This is a genomic window from Ruegeria sp. AA6, assembly GCF_056542865.1.
Window position 1 is genome coordinate 191,270 of sequence record NZ_JBQGAN010000002.1, and the last position, 20,706, is coordinate 211,975.

At 57.6% G+C, this 20,706-nt stretch carries 16 protein-coding genes; 9 read left to right on the top strand and 7 right to left on the bottom strand.

Going from position 1 to position 20,706, the window contains the following annotated elements; translation table 11 throughout:
- Positions 1-51: 51 nt before the first annotated feature.
- On the bottom strand, positions 52-1,437 hold the full coding sequence (locus ACR0LN_RS03945) for a M20/M25/M40 family metallo-hydrolase (RefSeq protein ID WP_480427909.1): 1,386 nt from the start codon (positions 1,435-1,437) through the stop codon (positions 52-54).
- 315 nt (positions 1,438-1,752) lie between these two features.
- Between ACR0LN_RS03945 and hemA the strand changes: the two genes are divergently transcribed.
- The 3 genes from hemA to ispG all read left to right on the top strand — a co-directional run bounded on the left by hemA (position 1,753) and on the right by ispG (position 5,509).
- Positions 1,753-2,976, top strand: a complete 1,224-nt coding sequence (hemA, locus tag ACR0LN_RS03950) for a 5-aminolevulinate synthase (RefSeq protein WP_480427910.1) — start codon at positions 1,753-1,755, stop codon at positions 2,974-2,976.
- 128 nt (positions 2,977-3,104) lie between these two features.
- Positions 3,105-4,316: a helix-turn-helix domain-containing protein gene (locus ACR0LN_RS03955; protein WP_480427912.1), complete on the top strand. Its 1,212-nt coding sequence runs from the start codon at positions 3,105-3,107 to the stop codon at positions 4,314-4,316.
- 71 nt (positions 4,317-4,387) lie between these two features.
- Positions 4,388-5,509, top strand: a complete 1,122-nt coding sequence (gene ispG, locus ACR0LN_RS03960; protein WP_480427913.1) for a flavodoxin-dependent (E)-4-hydroxy-3-methylbut-2-enyl-diphosphate synthase — start codon at positions 4,388-4,390, stop codon at positions 5,507-5,509.
- A 15-nt stretch (positions 5,510-5,524) separates the two neighbouring features.
- Here ispG and ACR0LN_RS03965 read toward each other — a convergent pair whose 3' ends face one another.
- The 3 genes from ACR0LN_RS03965 to ACR0LN_RS03975 all read right to left on the bottom strand — a co-directional run bounded on the left by ACR0LN_RS03965 (position 5,525) and on the right by ACR0LN_RS03975 (position 8,448).
- Positions 5,525-6,097: a Rieske (2Fe-2S) protein gene (locus ACR0LN_RS03965; RefSeq protein ID WP_480427914.1), complete on the bottom strand. Its 573-nt coding sequence runs from the start codon at positions 6,095-6,097 to the stop codon at positions 5,525-5,527.
- Between the two features lie 213 nt (positions 6,098-6,310).
- On the bottom strand, positions 6,311-7,069 hold the full coding sequence (locus tag ACR0LN_RS03970) for a DsbA family protein (RefSeq protein WP_480427915.1): 759 nt from the start codon (positions 7,067-7,069) through the stop codon (positions 6,311-6,313).
- Positions 7,066-8,448: a M48 family metalloprotease gene (locus ACR0LN_RS03975; RefSeq protein ID WP_480427917.1), complete on the bottom strand. Its 1,383-nt coding sequence runs from the start codon at positions 8,446-8,448 to the stop codon at positions 7,066-7,068. The genes ACR0LN_RS03970 and ACR0LN_RS03975 overlap by 4 nt, the downstream gene beginning before the upstream one ends.
- On the opposite strand from ACR0LN_RS03975, the gene ACR0LN_RS03980 reads away from it, so the two are divergent.
- The 6 genes from ACR0LN_RS03980 (at position 8,447) to ACR0LN_RS04005 (ending at position 17,073) form a co-directional block, all read left to right on the top strand.
- Positions 8,447-9,610, top strand: a complete 1,164-nt coding sequence (locus tag ACR0LN_RS03980) for a pyridoxal phosphate-dependent aminotransferase (protein WP_480427918.1) — start codon at positions 8,447-8,449, stop codon at positions 9,608-9,610. The two genes, ACR0LN_RS03975 and ACR0LN_RS03980, sit on opposite strands and share 2 nt — an antisense overlap.
- Positions 9,611-9,676: 66 nt before the next feature.
- Positions 9,677-10,897: an N-acetylmuramoyl-L-alanine amidase gene (locus tag ACR0LN_RS03985; RefSeq protein ID WP_480427920.1), complete on the top strand. Its 1,221-nt coding sequence runs from the start codon at positions 9,677-9,679 to the stop codon at positions 10,895-10,897.
- A gap of 95 nt (positions 10,898-10,992) precedes the next feature.
- On the top strand, positions 10,993-13,479 hold the full coding sequence (locus ACR0LN_RS03990; RefSeq protein WP_480427922.1) for a penicillin-binding protein 1A: 2,487 nt from the start codon (positions 10,993-10,995) through the stop codon (positions 13,477-13,479).
- 89 nt (positions 13,480-13,568) lie between these two features.
- Positions 13,569-14,693 (top strand): peptide chain release factor 2, encoded by a 1,125-nt coding sequence (prfB, locus tag ACR0LN_RS03995; protein WP_480427924.1) that lies wholly within the window; start codon positions 13,569-13,571, stop codon positions 14,691-14,693.
- Between the two features lie 174 nt (positions 14,694-14,867).
- Positions 14,868-16,262, top strand: coding sequence for an amidase (locus tag ACR0LN_RS04000; protein ID WP_480427925.1), 1,395 nt, complete (start codon positions 14,868-14,870; stop codon positions 16,260-16,262).
- 28 nt (positions 16,263-16,290) lie between these two features.
- Entirely contained in the window at positions 16,291-17,073 is a 783-nt protein-coding gene (locus ACR0LN_RS04005; protein ID WP_480427926.1) for a DUF2189 domain-containing protein, read from the top strand.
- 2 nt (positions 17,074-17,075) lie between these two features.
- Here the strand turns inward: ACR0LN_RS04005 and ACR0LN_RS04010 are convergent, their stop codons facing one another.
- From ACR0LN_RS04010 to ACR0LN_RS04020, 3 genes are all read right to left on the bottom strand, one after another.
- The gene (locus tag ACR0LN_RS04010) at positions 17,076-17,828 is read right to left on the bottom strand and encodes a helix-turn-helix domain-containing protein (protein WP_480427927.1); all 753 of its coding nucleotides are present in this window, start codon (positions 17,826-17,828) and stop codon (positions 17,076-17,078) included.
- Positions 17,829-18,125: 297 nt separating this feature from the next.
- Entirely contained in the window at positions 18,126-18,686 is a 561-nt protein-coding gene (gene ilvN / locus ACR0LN_RS04015; RefSeq protein WP_480427928.1) for an acetolactate synthase small subunit, read from the bottom strand.
- A gap of 60 nt (positions 18,687-18,746) precedes the next feature.
- Positions 18,747-20,498, bottom strand: a complete 1,752-nt coding sequence (locus ACR0LN_RS04020) for an acetolactate synthase 3 large subunit (protein WP_480427929.1) — start codon at positions 20,496-20,498, stop codon at positions 18,747-18,749.
- Positions 20,499-20,706: the final 208 nt, after the last annotated feature.

The window sequence follows — 20,706 nt, forward strand, 5'->3', positions numbered from 1 at the left end:
TTCATCTGGCCTAAAATATCTCGGAGTGCGAGGCAGAGCCTCGCAAAATTCTTACTTCGTCAAAGCATCCAGAATGCGGGCCCACGACCGGATGCCTTTGTGAAAGCTCTTCACGTCATATTTCTCGTTCGGAGAGTGTATGGCGTCATCATCGTTGGCGAAGCCAACCAGCATCGAATCCAACCCGAGTTCCGTGTTGAAATAGCCCACAACCGGAATCGAACCGCCCATTCCGGTAAATACGGCTTCTCGATCCCATTCATCTGAAAGGGCTCCGCGGGCGGCTTCGAATTCCGGGCGGTCTAGGTTCATGACCGAGGCAGGGGCTCCTTCGAGGTCATAATCCCATTCAACCTTGGCATCAGGTGACAGGCGTTCTTCCACGTGCTTGCGGATTTTGTCGCGTAAGGCGTCTGGATTCATATCTCCGACCAGACGGCAGGTAATTTTACAGTGAGCTTGCGATGGTATAACCGTTTTTGACCCGGCTCCGTTATAGCCTCCCCAAAGACCGTTAACCTCGAGCGTTGGTCGCGCCCATTGCTGTTCCAGGGTGGAATACTCTTTCTCACCATGCGGTTGAGAGAAGCCAACTGAGTTGAGGTACTCGGCTTCATCGAAGCCGCAGCTCTCCCATTGGCGCAGCTGATCGGCGGGCACTTCGTGGACACCTTCATAAAAGCCTTCTACGGCCACACGGCCAGTTTCGTCGTCATAGAAAGAATCGACGATTTTCGACAGTTCGCGCAGCGGGTTCAGGCCGGGACCGCCGTAGTGACCCGAATGCAGGTCGATGCGGGGGCCAATGATGGTGAACTCGTCCTTGAGCATGCCGCGCAGTTGCGACGCAATGGACGGTACGCCGCGCGAGACCATCGAGGTGTCGCAGACCAGCGCCAGATCGGCTTTCAACTCAGCCGCGTTTTCACGCAGGAACGGTACAAGGGACGGAGAGCCTGATTCCTCTTCGCCTTCGAAGAAAAACGTGATGCGGCAGGGTAGGGAGCCATAAACGGCTTTCCATGCGCGGCACGCCTCGACAAAGGTCATCAACTGGCCCTTGTCGTCTGAAGATCCGCGGCCACGGATGACAGGGCCATTGTCGGTGTCTTCAATCGCCGGATCGAACGGGTCACGGTTCCACAGCTCCAATGGATCAACGGGTTGCACGTCATAGTGCCCGTAGAACAGAACATGCGGTGCGTTGCTGTCCTCGCCGACATGGCCGACGACCATCGGGTGGCCGGTAGTTTCGCGTTTTTCCGCCGTGATGCCAATGCTTTGCAGGTCAGCGACCAACCAGTCGGCAGCCTGATCGACCTGCGCATTATAGGCCGGATCGGTGGAAATCGACGGAATGCGCAGCAGTTCCATCAAGCGGTCGATCGAGGTTTGCAGATCGGTGTCGATGCGGTTCAGAACAGCGTCCAGCGACATAGGGGGCTCCTGCTTGGAATGATATTTGCCCGAACCCTAACAGCGCCATCGGTGCCGTCCAGTATGCTTTGTGATACCATGTTGGATATATGTTCGGTTGCCTGCGTCGTTTCCTCGCGTCCGTGTGCCGTAACTTTACTTGTCGAGACGGGTGCGAAGGGATATTTGATGCAAATCAAATATGTGATCTCTGTGTCGTTTATACGTAGTGGCTCAAGGGAACGCATTGACGCAAATTCGGATTCATCCGATGCAAGTGTCATAAAAGAACGTCCGGCCGATACAAGCGTTGGTTGGGCACGCAAGGAGACACCGGTGGACTATACTGCTCAGCTCGATACAGCGATTGCCAGGCTGCATGATGAAGGACGTTACCGAACCTTCATTGATATCGAACGCCGTAATGGTCATTTCCCGCACGCGGTACGTACGCGCCCAGATGGGTCGCAGCAGAATATCACTGTGTGGTGTGGCAACGACTATCTGGGCATGGGGCAAAATCCGGTTGTCCTGAACGCGATGCACGAGGCTGTTGACGCCGCCGGGGCAGGGTCGGGTGGTACACGCAATATCTCTGGCACGACGGTCTATCACAAAAAGCTTGAGGCGGAGCTGGCCGATCTGCATGGCAAAGAAGCCGCGCTTCTGTTCACCAGTGCTTACATCGCCAATGACGCGACGCTGAGCACTCTGCCGAAACTGTTCCCCGGCCTGATCATTTATTCTGACGCGCTGAACCATGCTTCGATGATCGAAGGTGTGCGTCGCAATGGCGGTGCCAAGCGTATCTTCCGGCACAATGACGTCGCCCATCTGCGCAAGCTGCTGGAAGCGGACGATCCCAAAGCGCCAAAGCTGATCGCGTTCGAGTCTGTCTATTCGATGGATGGTGATTTTGGTCCGATCGAAGAGATCTGCGATCTGGCCGACGAATTCGGCGCGCTAACCTATATTGACGAAGTGCACGCCGTTGGCATGTATGGCCCGCGTGGCGGTGGTGTCACCGAACGCGATCGTCTGGCTCATCGCATCGACATCATCAATGGTACCCTTGCCAAAGCCTATGGCGTGATGGGTGGTTATATTGCGGCCAGTGAAAAAATGTGTGACGCCGTGCGCTCTTACGCGCCGGGTTTCATCTTTACAACGTCACTGCCGCCCGCGGTTGCGGCAGGTGCTGCGGCGTCGGTGGCGCACCTTAAAACTGCGCCAGAACTGCGTGAGCAGCACCAGACACAAGCCAAGATCCTCAAGCTGCGCCTGAAAGGTTTGGGCCTGCCGTTGATCGACCACGGCAGCCATATTGTGCCAGTGATCGTTGGCAACCCGGTGCATACAAAAATCCTGAGCGACCGGTTGCTGGATGACTTCGGCATCTACGTTCAGCCCATCAATTTCCCGACCGTACCCCGCGGAACCGAGCGTTTGCGCTTTACGCCTTCACCCGTTCACGGACCCGACGAAATGAACCGTCTGGTGCAGGCCATGGACGAACTTTGGTCACATTGTGCGCTAAATCGCGCCGAACTCGCGGGTTAACCTCACGCCAAAGTGTGCATCGTGTTTGCTATGTGCTAAGCTTAAGCTAACAAAATCAACGGACGAATCGTTAATGGGGCGATTCGCCGTTAGCGTGAAACACGCGCAGGCAGAATGGGGCAGCAGGGATGATTGGGCGCAGATCTCAGCGCGATTCCAAGGATGATACCGACGTTGGACCGAAAGGTTACGACGATTACGAGGTACGGCTAGGCGACATGATGCGCGGTGAGCGCGCTACCATGGGCAAGTCTCTATTGGACGTGCAGCGCGAACTTCGGATCAAAGCCAACTACATCGCTGCCATTGAGGATGCCGATCCTGACGCATTCGACACGCCCGGCTTTATCGCCGGGTATGTGCGTTCTTATGCCCGCTATCTGGGGATGAATCCGGACGAGACTTTTGCAGCGTTTTGCAAGGAAAGCGGATTCGAAGTCGCGCATGGTATGTCCGCCGAAGCCTCGGTGGTGCGCAAACCCTCGGGTGACTTGCCAGCGCGTGGTCCAATGGGCCGTGACCCGTTTATTTCGCCCAATACACCCTACATTCCGGGGCGCGAGTCCATTGTCAGCCAGATTGAGCCGCGCGCTATCGGTTCATCGCTGGTCCTGATCGCGGTTATCTGCGGGATAGGTTACGGCGGTTGGTCGGTTCTAAACAAAATTCAGCAGGTGCAGGTCAGTCCTGTTGAACAGGCGCCAGTGGTCTTGTCTGATCTCGATCCGCTGGATGCGGCTCGTACAAGCGTTGAAGCTGAGATTACCGTCGCCGATACGCCCAGTGCCGAGGCGCTGGACCGTTTGTATCGCCCACAAGCGCTGGATATTCCCGTTCTGGTCGCCCGCGATGCGCCAATTTCCACGCTTGATCCGCGAAAGGTTGGCACTTTCCTGCCGCAGGAGCCACCCAAGATCGAAGTGGCCGAGGTGCACACCGTTGAACGCCCGGCACTACCCCAAGTGGTCGAGCAGATTGATACGACACTCAAGATAGTCGCGGTTAACCCCGCCTGGATGCGCGTTACCGCCGCTGATGGCAGTGTGATTTTCGAAGGGACACTCGGAACGGTCGAGCAGGGCAGTGTGTTTGAAGTGCCACTAACCGAAGAGCCGCCGCAGTTGCGTGCTGGTGCAGCCGGATCTGTGTTCTTCTCGATGAACGGAGAACATTTCGGACCGGTCGGTGCGCCTGGGACCGTGGCAAAGGGTGTGGTTCTGTCTAAGGATGCGGTTGCTGAGGCTTATGCCGTAGCCGATCTTGAGGCTGAACAGAACAGCGCGCTCAAACAGTTGGTGGCCGAACTTCAGGCGCAGGTTTCGGAAGAACCAGCTGAGTGATCTAGCCATTGCGATGGCCCCCTAGCCAGACTATCTAAAGACACAACTCAGGTTGTCTTGGATCCGTCCTCATGTCGCTTAATCACGTTCGCCCGTGGCGCAATATCTACCGCCGCAAATCCCGTCAGATCATGGTCGGAAATGTTCCCGTTGGTGGCGATGCGCCTATCGCTGTGCAGACCATGACCAATACCCTGACGACTGATGTGGCAGCAACCGTGGCGCAAGTGCAGGCCGCGGCCGAAGCGGGGGCCGATATTGTGCGGGTGTCTGTCCCGGATGAGGCGTCTTCAAAAGCTCTGAAAGAGATTGTCCGCGAAAGCCCGGTGCCGATCGTGGCTGACATCCATTTCCACTATCGCCGCGGGATCGAAGCTGCCGAGGCTGGTGCGGCCTGTCTGCGTATCAATCCCGGCAATATCGGCGATGAAAAACGTGTGAAAGAGGTCATCAAGGCTGCGCGTGACCACAGTTGCTCGATCCGCATCGGGGTGAACGCTGGTAGCCTGGAAAAACATCTGCTCGAAAAATACGGTGAGCCGTGCCCCGAGGCGATGGTCGAAAGCGGGCTAGAGCATATCCGCATTCTGCAGGACAACGATTTTCACGACTTTAAGATCAGCGTGAAGGCCAGCGACGTTTTCCTGTCGGCTGCTGCCTATCAGGGCATTGCCGAGGCCACCGACGCGCCCATTCATCTTGGCATCACCGAGGCCGGAGGCCTGGTGTCCGGCACCATCAAATCCGCCATCGGTCTGGGCAACCTGCTGTGGATGGGGATCGGCGACACGATCCGCGTCAGCTTGTCCGCCGATCCGGTCGAAGAGGTTAAGGTTGGCTATGAGATCCTGAAATCTCTGGGGCTGCGTCATCGCGGCGTGAACATCATCTCGTGCCCGTCCTGCGCCCGACAGGGGTTTGACGTGATCAAGACGGTGGAAGCGCTGGAGCAGCGGCTGGAACACATCAAGACCCCGATGAGCCTGTCAATCATCGGTTGCGTCGTGAACGGCCCCGGTGAGGCGCTGATGACCGATGTCGGCTTTACAGGCGGCGGGGCAGGATCGGGCATGGTCTATCTGGCTGGAAAGGCGAGCCACAAGATGTCCAACGACCAGATGATCGACCACATCGTGGAAGAGGTCGAGAAGAAAGCGGCGGAACTGGACGCGGCGGCAGAAGCGGCTGAGTAGGGCGGGTTGGGTCACCTATCTCGGTGATGGCAGTCTTGAGACATCAATAACAACAAATTGTCCGTGCTCGCCGATCTTGTAAGGTGGCACCTTTAAGTTTTCGTTGGTTGGGCCTTTTCGGCGGCGGCCCCACATATCGTAATGCGCACCTCGGCACGGATCGAAGAATCCATCGAAGTCTCCGGCCTTTGAATACACAATACACCCAAGCCCCGCTGTACTTATCGGGCTGACGATGAACCACTCAAGGCGTGCAAAGCGTTCAGGACCAAGTTCCCGCTCAAGCGCGCCGTTGTTCAACACCTCAGACCAATCTTCCACAGGGATACTGGGGTCGAATTGCTCCATGGCAATCGCCATCTCTGTGAGGTCACGACGCCAAACTAAAACCGGCTTTCCTTTGATGTTCAGCAATTTCGCATCACCGGGCGCCCAGCTTTTTGTTTGGACAGTGCCTGGCCTGTTTTTGTAGTAGGCTACGATGTCAGCCGTTGGTTTCGTGCTGGAAAACAGAAAGTACAGCCCGGTTGCGACCGTGAACAGGGCCCACCCTGCGGTCAGGTAGTACAGAAATACATTCTTCTTCATTTAATAGCTGCTCTAAATTGGTTCAGTTAGTCGCGTTCTGGTAGAATTTTTAGAGCAATACACTGCTATTGATAAGCTAGCTTAGGGTCTGCCTGAATAAATTGAAAAAGCCCTCGAGTTCTTGAGGCCTGAATGGACTTGGAAAAGTCGAGTACTTTCACTGAGATCGAAAAACGGTTGTGGGATGCGGGGCGGCTCGGCCGCCCCGAGTGCTCAGCCTCGCTCGGCGCGCACGGCGTCGACAATTTGCCCCATCTGATCAGCAGGCAAGAAGCCACGCAGCAGTTCCGAACCCAATACAAAGGATGGGGTTCCAGCAATTTTCATCCGTTGCGCCAAAGCTCGGGTACGTGAGATTTCTTCCGACACCTCATCGCTATCCATCGCTGCTATGATCGCGTCGCTGTCCAAACCCAAGCCGTCAGAGATTCGGCGCAGCGTCACTTCGTTCGGTTCACCGCTGAATTCCAAAAGGGCGTCGTGGACTTGTTTATAGGCATCGTCTCCGGCGACATGCTTGGTGGCCACAGCGAAGCGCGACGACACGACCGATGCCTCACCCAGGATAGGGAATTCCTTTATAATCAAACGAATATTGCCGTCTTCGGCCAGCAAACTGGCCACTTCGGGCACCGCACGTCGGCAATAGCCGCAGCGATAATCCATGAATTCAACCAGCGTGATGTCGCCGTTAGGATTGCCGCCAACCCAGCTGTATCCATCGTTGAACAGTTCTTCGGCATTCGCTGCAACCAGTTCTTGATCTGCTGCGGCCTCGGCCACGGCGTTGCGCTGTTCCAGAACGTTGATTGCCTCAATGATAACTTCGGGGTTTTCCAGCAGGTATTCCCGAACCTGCGCACCAAATTCTGCCTTTTCTGCCTCGCTGAGCGCATTCAGGTCCAGCGCATGGGCCGGGCCGGTGATCATGGAAAGCCCCAGAAGGGCGGGTGCTGCGTGTCTGAGGATCATTTCCGTTTCCTTTTTGCTTTACTAGCGCGTTCTGAGGCAATCAGCACATCCTGTGCCCGTTGCCAACCCGGTGAGTCTTCTGGAAGTTGCCTGACAGCTCGTTTTGCATGAATGCCCGCGTCGTCCAAACGGCCTTGCAACGCGTATCGCTCGGCCGTCACGACCGAGGCCATTCCGTTGTTCCCCACTTTGGCATAGGCCAATCCAAGGTCCTGCATCAAGCGGGCATTTCTATGGTCTCTTTGTCTCGCTTTTTCAAGTGCTTGCAAGGCGTTATTGACCTGACCATCAGCCAGCATCGCGCGCCCGTATCCCGCCAGTATCAATGAGTCATTTGGCGCCATCTTGACCGCATGCTCATAGGCCGAAATCGCGTCTCGAACCTGAAGGTTTTCCAGTAGAATCTGACCTTTGAGTTCATAGTAGAACGGATCATCCGGGCGTATCGCCAACGCACCGTCAATCGCTGCGCGGGCGTTGATCAGATCCCGGTTCTGGTGATAGGCCGATGCTTCGCGCATCAGGCGGACATCCTGCGCGCTTTCCTCTTTTGCGCGCCGCATGGTCCACGAGGGTGATCTCAAGAACGCAGACAGTTTGCCTTTGACCCGCGCGAACCAATAGTCAGCATTCGGATCAGCCTTAGACCAATCGCCATATTGTTCCATAAACGCTTCGGCCGCCCGCAGGCGTTCTCGGCTGGTCGGGTGCGAGCGCATATACGGATCCTGATTGGCGACATTCAGCAATTCCTGACCCGCGAATTTGCGATGTAGCTCAACCATTCCGGCAGGTGAAATCCCAGCCCATCGAAGATAGCTGGCCGCACTGCGGTCGGCCGAAGATTCCTCAGCCCGGGTATGCCCCAGAAAGGTGCGCAGCGCCGCGCTTTGGGTGCCTGCCGCGATGCCTGCGGCCGCTTCGCCTGCACCTGCAATCGCGGCGATCAAAGCCAGCGCGGTACCATACCCGGCATTGCGGTTGGCAGTCCGCAGGTTTTCCACCCTCCGGGCCAGGTGGCCGTTGGCAATATGGGCTGCCTCGTGGGCAATAACGGCCTGCAACATCTCGGGGCTGTCGACGGACAGGATCAATCCGTAATTCAGGTAAATCGCGTTGTAGTCGATGACAAAGGCGTTGAACGTGCCGTCGTTGACCACGAAAATCCTGACCCGATTAGTGTTCAGCCCGGCCGCGCGCAGGATCGGAAAGGCCAGTTCACGCAGCCCGTGTTCGATATCTGGGTCTCGGATCAGGCCCTGAGCAGTCGCTGGCACACCGCTTGCCATCAATGTCACTGCCATCAGCAACAGGGCCGGGATTGACGGCACCCTGGATAAGCGTTCAAAAGCCATGGGTGCAACATGGGAGATGGGCATGAGAAACTCAACCCGGTCCGGGGTCGATCCGTTTATTGTGATGGACGTGATGGAGGCCGCGCGCAAAGCCGAAGAGGCCGGGCGCCACATCATTCATATGGAGGTCGGTCAGCCCGGTACAGGTGCGCCCAAAGGAGCGACCGCTGCGCTTTCCGCTGCAATGGACCAAGCGCCACTGGGCTATACGGTCGCCTTGGGTCTGCCTGCGCTGCGGCAACGGATCGCACGGCTTTATGGCGAGTGGTATAATGTCGATCTGAATCCCGAACGCGTGGTGATCACTCCGGGTTCGTCAGGTGGGTTTCTGCTGACCTTCACGGCGCTGTTCGACAGTGGGGATCGCGTGGGCATCGGCGCACCGGGTTACCCCTCTTACCGCCAGATTCTGAAAGCGCTGGGTCTGGTGCCGGTCGATTTGCCGACGGCTCCGGAAAATCGTCTGCAGCCGGTGCCTGCGGATTTCGCCGGGCTGGACCTGCAAGGGCTGATGGTGGCGTCACCGGCCAATCCCACCGGCACCATGCTGGACCACGCCGCGATGGGATCACTGATCGAAGCCGCGCACGGGCAGGGAGCCTCGTTCATCAGTGACGAGATTTACCACGGTCTGGAATATGAGGCCAAAGCCGTCACCGCGCTGGAACTGACGGATGAGTGCTATGTGATCAATTCGTTCTCCAAGTACTTCTCGATGACCGGTTGGCGCGTGGGCTGGATGGTTGTGCCCGAGGATCAGGTGCGTGTGGTCGAACGCATCGCCCAGAACATGTTCATCTGCGCGCCCCATGCCAGTCAGGTCGCCGCTCTGGCGGCAATGGATTGCGAAGAAGAATTGCAGGCCAATCTGGATGTCTATCGCCGCAACCGTGCGCTGATGCTGGATGGCCTTCCCAAAGCCGGTTTCACCAATATAGCGCCGCCTGACGGGGCGTTCTATGTCTATGCGGATGTCTCGGATTTGACCGATGACAGCCGAGCCTTCGCGGCTGAGATACTGAAAAAAGCAGGCGTGGCCGTCACGCCGGGGCTGGATTTCGATCCCGAACGCGGCCACCAAACGCTGCGGTTTTCCTACGCACGCTCGTCGGCGGATATCGAGGAGGGGCTTCTTCGTCTACAACGTTTCATGGCCGAGCGAGGCGCGATCACATCCCCCGCGTAACCCGTTCACAAAATCACGTTGGTCGGCTAGGATATCTTCCAAACGATCTCGGGAAAACTTGAGGCCATGAGCAGGATATTCTACGCTATCGCGCTGATCTGGACGCTGACCAGTGCTGCCTTTGCGCATGATTTCAGCGCGCTTGCGCGTGTGTTGCCAGACCAAAGCCGCATTATCGAAGATGGCCGCGCTGGGGTGCAGGTCGAGCTTGGCCTGAGCCAAGGCGTGCCATACCGCGTGTTCACATTGCGCGATCCCTACCGTGTGGTCCTTGACTTTCAAGAGGTCGACTGGACTGGGTTAGATGCGGAAGCGTTTCTGCAAACCGATCGGATAAGCGGTGTGCAATTTGGTGCCTACGTACCGGGCTGGTCGCGTATGGTGCTGGAGCTTGGCGCGCCGCTGGCTGTGGACAGCGCTGACTTGAGGGTGGATGAGGTTGCCGGAACGGCTAGTCTATCGCTTGGCCTGCGCGGCACAGACTTTGACAGCTTTACTGCAACTGCCGGTGCGCCGCGTCAACCCGGTTGGGATTTGCCCGAGCCTGCGGTGACTCCTGCAAGGCCCGGCCGCGATGGATCGCGCGCCCTGCTGGTGATGCTGGACCCAGGACATGGTGGCATTGATCCGGGTGCCGAGGCGGGAGGCACGGATGAGAAAACCCTGATGCTGACCTTCGCCCGCGAGTTGCGCGAAACGCTATTGCGGGCAGGGGGATACCAGGTGGTGCTGACCCGCGTGGATGACCACTTCGTCAGCCTCGAACGTCGCATCGCGCTGGCGCACCGGGCGGGGGCGGATGTGTTCATTTCACTACATGCCGATATTCTCTCTGAGGGTCGCGCGCACGGTGCGGCGGTCTATACGCTTTCTGACGATGCCTCGGACGTTGCCAGCCACAAACTGGCCGAGCGGCACGACCGGGGCGATCTGATCTCGGGCGTAGACCTCAGCGGCGCGGACGATCAAGTGGCGGATGTTTTGCTGGATATTGCGCGTCAGGAAACCAAGCCGCGCACAGATGCGCTGGCTCGGGCATTGGCGGAGGGGATGACACAGCAAGGTGGGCCAATGAACAGCCGGCCGATCCGAACGGCGTCGTTTTCGGTTCTCAAGGCGGCAGACATTCCGTCGGTGCTGGTTGAGCTTGGGTTTTTGTCCAGCCCCAGAGATCTGAAAAACATCATGAATCCCGAATGGCGCAAGGGTATGGCGTTGGGTATCCTGAACGGTCTTGACCAATGGCGACAGGATGATCTGGTCAAAAGGTCCCTGATTGGACAGTGACCCTGCGGCGCAAACAGGCTAATATTGGCCATCGTGTTTTGACCCTGCGCCGGGGCACCACTATATAGGCGGCACCGCGAGTAAAAGGCAGTAACGTGATCCGTTTCATTCTTTCGTTTTTCGGGGCGATCTTCAGCCTCGTCACCTTGGGTATTTTTATGGCTGCGCTGGTGATCGGCGCGGTATTCTGGATGTATGGGCGCGACCTGCCCAGCCATGAATCACTGGCCCAGTACAAGCCGCCAACGATCAGCCGGATTTACTCGGGTAAGGGGCAACTGATCGATGAGTTCGCGCAAGAACGGCGGCTGTTCACACCGTCCGAAGAAATCCCCGATCTGGTGAAGCAGGCCTTCATCTCGGCGGAGGACAAGAATTTCTATACCCATCAGGGCTATGACCCGCGCGGGATCATCGCCGCAGGGGTTGAGGCGGTAAAGTCCAAGGGTGAAAACGTGCGCGGCGCGTCCACGATCACGCAGCAGGTGATGAAAAACTTCCTGCTGTCCGGCGACCGCCGGGCTGAGCGCAAGATCAAAGAGATCATACTCGCCACCAGGCTTGAGGATACGCTGGACAAGGAACAGATTCTCGAACTCTACATGAACGAGATCTTTTTGGGTCAGAACTCCTATGGCGTGACCGCCGCAGCCCAAACCTATTTCAACAAGACGCTTCAGGAATTGGAACCGCACGAGGCCGCAACACTGGCCGCGATGCCCAAGGCACCTTCGGATTACCACCCGGTTCGGCAGAAAGACCGGCTGTTGGCACGTCGTAACTACGTGCTGCGCGAGATGCAGCAGAACGGGTATATCGACCAGGCGACCTATGAGGCCGAGGTCGAAATGCCCCTGCGTTCGGTCCAGAACGGCGACTTTGAAAGCTTCCGTACCGCGCTGCCGCCGCGCGATTACTTCACCGATGAAATCCGTCGCCAACTGAGCGAAGATTTTGGCGAGGGTGAGTTCTTTACCGGCGGCTTCACCGTCCGCGCCTCGGTGGATGAAGAGATGCAGGTTGAGGCCGCCAAGGCGCTCCGCACAGCTTTGCAGAAATACGACCGCTCTCGCGGGCGCTGGCGCGGCACCGGCGAGGTCATCGCCGAGGAAAAGCTGGCAGATGAAGCACAGTGGCGCGAGGCGCTCGCGATTATGGAAATCCCTCGTGATGTAGTGCTGCCCACGCAATGGTATCCGGCAGTTGTTCTGAATGTGGCCGACCAATCCCTGACCGTGGGAATTGAGGACGGACCGTCGGATGGTGTGATCCCCCGCTCGGACATCCAGTGGATGCAGGGCAATTTCCAAGAAAACTTCAAACGCGGCGACGTCATTCTGGTGATGGCCGGGGAAGAGGGCCAATGGTCCGCCCGTCAGGTACCCGAAGTGCAGGGCGGCTTTGTTGCGATGGACGTGAACTCGGGCCGGGTTCTTGCGATGCAGGGCGGGTTCTCGTATCAGGACTCCGTGTTCAACCGCGCCACGCAGGCGCAGCGTCAGCCGGGGTCGAGCTTTAAGCCCTTCGTCTATGCTGCCGCGTTGGACAGTGGGTACAGCCCGGCAACAATCGTGGTCGACGCGCCGATCGAGGTGAACACACCGCAAGGTCTGTGGCGGCCCAAGAACTCATCAAACAAATTCTACGGCCCGACACCTCTGCGTACCGGGATCGAGCAGTCGCGGAACTTGATGACCATCCGTCTGGCGCAAGAGGTCACGATGCCGGTTGTCGCAGGCTATGCGGAACACTTCGGTGTCTATGACCGGATGGGTGCCTTCCTGGCGAATTCGTTGGGGTCAGAGGAAACGACGCTCTACAAGATGGTCACCGCCTATGCGATGTTCGCCAACGGTGGTGAGCGGCTCGAACCCACGCTGGTCGACCGTATTCAGGACCGGTTCGGGAAAACGATTTATCGCCACGATGACCGGCGGTGCCTTGATTGTAACTCAAGCTGGCTGGAGCCGGACGAATCCCCGACGATCGAGACCGACCGTAGACAGGTTATGGACGCGATCACCGCGTACCAGCTGACCTCGATGATGAAGGGTGTGGTGGAACGTGGCACCGCGTCGGCCCATATCAACCTGCCGGTGCCGACCGCCGGTAAGACTGGCACGACCAACGAATCCAAGGATGCCTGGTTCATTGGCTTCACCTCGAACATCGTGGCGGGATGCTATATCGGTTATGACCGCCCTCGTCCGATGGGGCGGGGGGCTTACGGTGGCACCATGTGCGGGCCGGTGTTCCAGAGTTTCATGGAAAAAGCCGTTGAGAAATATGGTGGTGGCCCGTTCGAAGTGCCCGAGGGTGGTCACTTCATCAAGATCGACCGTTTCAGCGGTGCACGCCTGCCCGCGGATGCGACCGGTGACTATGTTGTAGCCGAGTACTTCCGTGACGGCGTCGACGGGTTTATCGACCGTGTCTACGATGGCGGATTTGCGATGGGGTCAGATTTGCCGCTGTTCGAGGAAGCCAGCTCAGGCCGTCAGGTCACCACTTCGACGGGCGACACGATCACTGTTGGCCCCAATGCAAGCCAGGGCGATCTACAGGGCGGCGGCCTTTACTGACAACTGACGGTTTCGGGGCTCCGCTGTCTTGTGGTGCCCCGAACCTCTTGCTATCACGCAGGCCTGATTGAGCAAGTTGGGACAAGACCATGCGCGCCGAAACCCAGAATACCGTGGCGGAAATCGAAAAGTCGCTGGAGCTGCTGGCGCAGCGTATGGACTATGAAACCGCCCCTCATCGTCTAGAGGAATTCAATGCGCGCGTTGAGGACCCGAACCTGTGGGACAATCCCGAAAACGCGCAGAAACTGATGCGCGAGCGCCAGTTGCTGGTTGACGCCATCGAGACCTATGAATCCATCAAGACCGATCTGAACGATAATATCGAGCTGATTGAATTGGGTGAGATGGAAGAGGATCAAGAAGTCGTCACCGATGCGGAAGACGCCATTAAAAAGTTGAAAGCCAAAGCGGCCAAGAAAGAGCTTGAGGCTCTGTTGGACGGTGAAGCCGACGGAAATGACACCTTCCTCGAAATCAACTCGGGTGCGGGCGGCACAGAAAGCTGCGACTGGGCCTCGATGTTGGCGCGGATGTATGTGCGTTGGGCCGAGAAAAAGGGCTATACGGTCGAGCTGCAGTCCGAGACCGCAGGCGAAGAGGCCGGGATCAAATCCGCCGCCTACAAGATTTCCGGCCATAATGCCTATGGCTGGCTGAAGTCGGAAAGTGGTGTTCACCGGCTAGTGCGCATTTCGCCGTATGACTCGGCGGCCAAGCGGCATACTTCCTTCAGCTCGGTCTGGGTCTATCCAGTGGTCGACGACAATATCGAGATTGAGGTGAACCCGTCGGATATCCGTATCGATACGTATCGGTCTTCGGGTGCGGGTGGTCAGCATGTGAACACCACGGACTCGGCGGTTCGGATCACGCACATCCCGACAGGGATCGTTGTGACCTCGTCCGAGAAGTCGCAACACCAGAACCGTGACATTGCCATGAAGGCGCTGAAATCGCGCCTGTACCAGCAGGAGCTGGATCGCAGGAACGCTGATATCAACGCGGCGCATGAGGCGAAGGGCGATGCGGGCTGGGGCAACCAGATCCGGTCATACGTGTTACAGCCGTATCAGATGGTCAAGGATTTGCGCACCAACCATGAGACGTCGGACACCAAAGGCGTTCTGGATGGGGATTTGGACGGGTTCATGGCGGCAACGCTGGCGTTGAACGTCGCGGGCAAAAGCCGGTCCGAGGCGCAAGGCGACTGAGGTGGGCAGGGGGCTCTGCCCCCGTCTCCGCAGGCGGAGACTCCCCCGAGATATTTTTAGCCAGATGAAGCGGATCCCGGTTCTGCTCGGGACTGGAAAAGATACATTGAAACTGTGGGTTTAATTGGGGGAATGCCCCCGCTAGGCTGATCTTACAAGGGAGATGAGCCTGGGATGGATTTGAGCCAAACGACTGCTTCTGACTTGGTGGATGCGATTTCCGCAGGGACGCTGACTGCCGAGGAGTTGATGCAGCACACGCTGGATCGAATAGGGGCGGTCAACGGGGCGGCCAATGCGATCGTGGCCCTGCGTGCGGCAGACGACCTGCTGGCAGAAGCTCGAGCGTCGGATGCCGGGGGGACCAAGAGGCCGCTTCAGGGATTGCCCATTGCGATCAAGGACCTGGCCAATGTTGCCGGGATCGTATCCTCGCAGGGATCGCCTATTTTTCAGAACCACGTGCCGGAGCGCGACGATTTGATTGCTGCACGGCTGCGGGCGGCTGGCGCGATCCTGATTGGCAAGACCAATGTTCCCGAGTTTGGGTTGGGTTCTCATACCTTCAACCCGGTTTACGGGGCCACAAGGAACCCTTATGACCCAACGCGAACTTGCGGAGGATCGTCCGGCGGTGCGGCCGTGGCGCTGGCAACTGGTATGGTCTCTTTGGCGGATGGGTCTGACATGATGGGCAGCCTGCGCAACCCGGCCGCTTGGAACAACGTTTATGGATTCCGGCCTAGCTGGGGACGTGTTCCGTCCGAGCCTTTGGGTGATGGGTACCTGCACCGGGTTTCCACGCTGGGGCCGATGGCGCGAAGCCCCGCGGACTTGGCTTTGCTGCTTGATGTGATCTCTGGTCCCGATCCACGGCAGCCGTACGGGGATGTCAGCCCGGTGGTTTCTCCGGTACAGGCGGCGGATTTGCGGGGAATGAGGATCGGGTGGCTGGATGACTGGGGTGGTGCCTATCCGTTTGAGGACGGCATCCGTGATTTATGCGGCGAGGCGCTTTCCATTTTCAGGCGGCTGGGGGCCGAGGTCATTCCCGTAGCGCCGCCATTCCAAGCCGAAGACATTTGGGAGAGCTGGGTTACCTTGCGGTCGTGGAGTATTGCGGCCGGTCTGGCCCCGCTGACCGAGCATCGCGCGACGCTGAAGGCCACCGCGTTGTGGGAGTTGGACCGGGGTATGGCGCTGACTGCGATGCAGGTGCATGAGGCCAGCGTCATTCGGACAGCTTGGTTCCGGCGTGCGACCGACTTGATGCAGGACTTTGATGCGATGGTGCTGCCGTCGGCGCAGGTCTGGCCATTTGAAATCGAAACGCCGTACCCAACAGAAATTGCCGGGAAACAAATGGATACATACCATCGTTGGATGGAGGTGATGGTGCCGGTTAGCTTGATCGGTTTGCCGTGTCTGTCAGTCCCGGTTGGATTTGGTACGAATGGCCTGCCGATGGGGATGCAGATTTTTGGCACACGTGGTTCAGACGCCCGCATTCTGTCGATTGGCGAGGCCTATCACCTAGCCACAACGTGGCCGCAAAAACGACCGGCTTAAACAAGGCTGGCAAGGGAGGAGAGACAAGATGGACAAGCCATTTGGTGTTCCTGACATGGGAGCAGTCAATGTGGGAATGCTACGCGAGGCACTGCGCCGGGCCTGGGCCGATTTTCGCCGTGCGCCCGTCTTCGGCCTGCTGTTCGCAGGTTTTTATGTGCTTGCAGGTTGGGCGATCGCTTGGGTCACTGTCCGGACGGGTACTTCATACTGGTTGGTGCTGGCGGCAATCGGGTTTCCGTTGTTGGGGCCGTTTGCGGCAGTGGGTTTGTATGAAGTCTCGCATCGGCTAGAGCAGGGCGAGCCGCTGGACTTCGGTTCGATTTTTGGTGTTGTCGTCCAGCAAGGGCGGCGGCAATTGCCATCAATCTGCGCAATCATTGTGGTGATGTTTTTGTTCTGGTTCTTTCTGGGGCACATGATATTTGCGCTGTTCATGGGGCTATCGACCATGACCAATGTGTCCACGTCTTTAGAGGTCTACCTGACCGCTAACGGCTTGACGATGCTTGCAGTGGGCACGGTCGTGGGGGCTGTGTTTGCGACGGTTTTGTACATGATTACCGTGCTTTCGATCCCAATGTTACTGGATCGGGAATTGGATTTTGTGACCGCCATGATTGCCAGTTTTGGCTATGTTCGCGACCATCTGGGCGTGATGCTGGTCTGGGGCGCATTCATCGCAATTCTTACTTTTGTGGCGATGATCCCGTGGTTTTTGGGGTTGCTGGTAGTGCTACCTCTGCTTGGGCACGCAAGTTGGCATCTCTACCGCTTGATCACTCAGGCTCCAAAAGAAGGCGGTGCTTAGCGTTAGCCGACAGGTTGCGGCATCACGTTTTCTGAACGGCGCGCTGTGCGTGCCGCGGCCAGAACGGCTGATGGGTCTTCGCCTAAATGCCGCAGCAAAATACGCCGGGTCGTCGTCGCGTTGGCCGTGGTTTTTGACAGACAGATTGCAACGCCACGCCAGCGGTCCGAATTGTTCTCTGACCCGCGCGTCACCAGATAGATACGACTGTTCTGGGATGCTCGGCTGGACATCAGGATGTAAATCTGCCGTCCGGCGCAGGCGGCGATGCCTTGAACCTCGCGCTCATTTGGGGCTGCACCGGGCATACCGGGGCGAGGTTCGTATCCTCGAACCAAGGTGCATTGCGGCAGTCGACGCGCGTGGAATAGCCGATGTCGCGAGGGCTGCGTCTCATTTAACTCGGTTTCGGTGGCATAATAAAAACCAGCCGGAAATAGGCTCTCTTTCAGGGTTGAGGGACCTGACCCCAAGAAATCAATCAGAGCCGATGCTGCCGGATGCGTGGGCGGGCGGTCGATCTCGTCCAATGGCCGCAGCAGAATTCGGGCATCAACTTCGAAAAAACGGCATATCCGGTCCAACACGTCGGGGCGGGGAAAGCTTTCACCGCCCAAATACCTATTGAACTGCGTTCGATTTATCCCCAAGTGCCGACAAAGCTCTGACACAGACGTGTATTGCTGGGCAAGGTGTCTGAGGTTGGCTCCGAACATCCTGCGCAATTCGTCCGGGTTACGGATGTCTTTGGTCATTGGCGTCCCAGGTTCTAGCGACTCGTTTTTTTTGTAAACGCTACACATTCGACCAGTCGGTCGGCACTATTTAACAACGTATAGATTGCACAAACGGACGCATCCCAACGCCGCATTGTACCCTGAGGCTAACGTTCAAAGCTACAAACGCAATAGGCTTTATCTTATTTTGTGTGATCTTTTGCTGGCAATTGCATTCAAAATGTTCCCATAGGCGAAATCTGGCCTGAAGGTCGAATGGGTTTGCCTGAGCTTCCCCCACCCCGATCGATGATACGGGCAGGGTGGGGGCTCCATTTACTCGCCGCGCAGCAACGCTGCAACGCCAGTACGGGCCACTTCGACAAGACCCAGCGGGCGCATCAGATCAGCAAAGGCGTCAATCTTGTCAGGCGCGCCGGTGATTTCGAAGATGAAGGAACTCAGGGTGCTGTCCACCACATTAGCACGGAAGATATCCGCCAAACGCAGCGCCTCGACCCGCTTGTCACCGGCACCAACGACTTTGATGATCGCCAGTTCGCGTTCGACCGCGTCACCTTCGACGGTCAGATCATGCACATCGTGCACTGTTACGATGCGACCCAACTGCGCCTTGATTTGTTCGATCACCTGCGGTGTTCCGGTGGTGACGATGGTAATGCGGCTGAGATGGCCTGTGTGATCAACTTCGGCTACGGTCAGGCTTTCGATGTTGTAACCGCGGCCCGAGAACAGGCCGATCACGCGAGCCAGAACGCCCGGTTCGTTTTCGACCAGAACCGCAATCGTGTGCCGTTCCTGCACGTCCGAGAAGGTGGGGCGTAGGTTGTAGGCCGAGTGACGTGTAGAGCCTTTTTTGATATGTAGGGCAGACATTTATGTCCCTTTCATCATCCTTGTGGTGCTGGGCGTAACGGGACGCCCAACTGTATTTCGTCAAACCAGAACCGATCCTTTGCTATCGATTACGCCTTGCGTCTCGGCTTCACCCAACAGCATCTCGTTATGCGCCTTGCCCGATGGGATCATGGGGAAGCAGTTTTCATGCTTTTCAACCAGGCAATCAAAGATCACCGGACCGTCGTAATTGATCATTTCCATGATCGCGTCGTCCAGATCGGCTGGGTCGGAACACAGGATACCTTTCGCGCCAAACGCCTCGGCGAGTTTGACGAAATCCGGCAGTGCCTCGGACCACGAATGCGAGTAGCGCTCGCCATGCAACAGCTCCTGCCATTGGCGGACCATGCCCAGGCGCTCGTTGTTCAGGATGAACTGTTTCACCGGCAGGCGGTACTGAACGGCGGTGCCCATTTCCTGCATGTTCATCAGCCAGGACGCCTCACCAGCCACGTTGATCACCAATGCGTCGGGGTGCGCCATCTGCACGCCGACCGACGCCGGGAAGCCATAGCCCATTGTGCCCAGACCGCCCGAAGTCATCCAGCGGTTGGGGTCTTCAAAGCCCAAATACTGCGCGGCCCACATTTGATGCTGACCGACCTCGGTGGTGATGTAGCGGTCGTGTTTTTTGGTCAGTTCTTCAAGGCGTTGCAGCGCGTATTGAGGTTTGATGGTCTTTTCGCTGTTGGTGTAGGCCAGACAGTTAACCTTGCGCCAATCGGCGATTTGGCCCTGCCATGCCTTGACCGCCGCTGCATCGGTTTTGCGACCGCGGGCCTTCCAAACCTTCAGCACATCTTCAAGCACATGAGCCACGTCCCCAACAATCGGGATGTCCACGCGGATGACCTTGTTGATCGACGAGGGATCAATGTCGATATGCGCCTTTTTCGAGTTCGGCGAGAACGCGTCGATGCGCCCGGTGATCCGGTCGTCGAACCGCGCGCCGATGTTGATCATCAGGTCGCAGTCATGCATCGCCAGGTTGGCCTCATAAAGACCGTGCATCCCCAGCATACCCAGCCAGTTCTCACCCGACGCGGGATAGGCACCAAGGCCCATCAATGTCGAAGTCACCGGGAAACCAGTCGCGTCCACCAATTCGCGCAGCAACTGGCTGGCTGCAGGGCCAGAGTTGATCACGCCGCCACCTGTGTAGAATATAGGCTTCTTCGCCGTTTCCATTGCGGCAACCAGTTCAGTGATCTCTTCCAGATCGCCCTTCAGAACAGGTTGGTAGTGCGATGTTGACGGTTTCGGCGCGCTGTATTCTCCGGAAGCGAACTGAACGTCTTTTGGGATGTCGATCAGCACCGGACCGGGACGGCCCGAAGTGGCTACGTGGAATGCTTCGTGCATGGTCTCGGCCAGAGAATCCGTGTCCTTCACCAGCCAGTTATGCTTGGTGCAGGGGCGAGTGATGCCAACGGTGTCGGCCTCTTGGAATGCGTCCGAACCAATCATGAAGGTCGGAACCTGACCGGTCAGAACCACGATCGGGATCGAATCCAGCAACGCGTCTGTCAGCCCAGTCACCGCGTTGGTGGCCCCGGGGCCGGATGTCACCAGTGCAACGCCGGGCTTGCCGGTCGAGCGGGCATACCCTTCGGCAGCGTGGATCGCGCCTTGTTCATGCCGCACCAGGACGTGGCGGATATCGTTCTGCAGAAAGATCTCATCATAGATGGGTAGGACGGCGCCGCCGGGGTATCCGAATACCGTGTCCACACCCTGATCCTTGAGGGCCTGAACCACCATCTTTGCGCCGGTCATCTCACGTGTCATCTGCTTTGCTCCGTTCGCGACATGTGTCTTGCGTTTTGCCAAAAAAAAGCCCCCGAGATTTTTCGGAGGCGCATGGGTTCGATTATGGTTTACCGTTACCGGCCCATGCGCGTGGTTCCTACGATTACGACTAGCGTTTTCATCGCCAGAGGCTCCTTTTTTGCGTGCAGGGACATTATGGGCGGGCGATGAAGGCGTCAACAGGCAA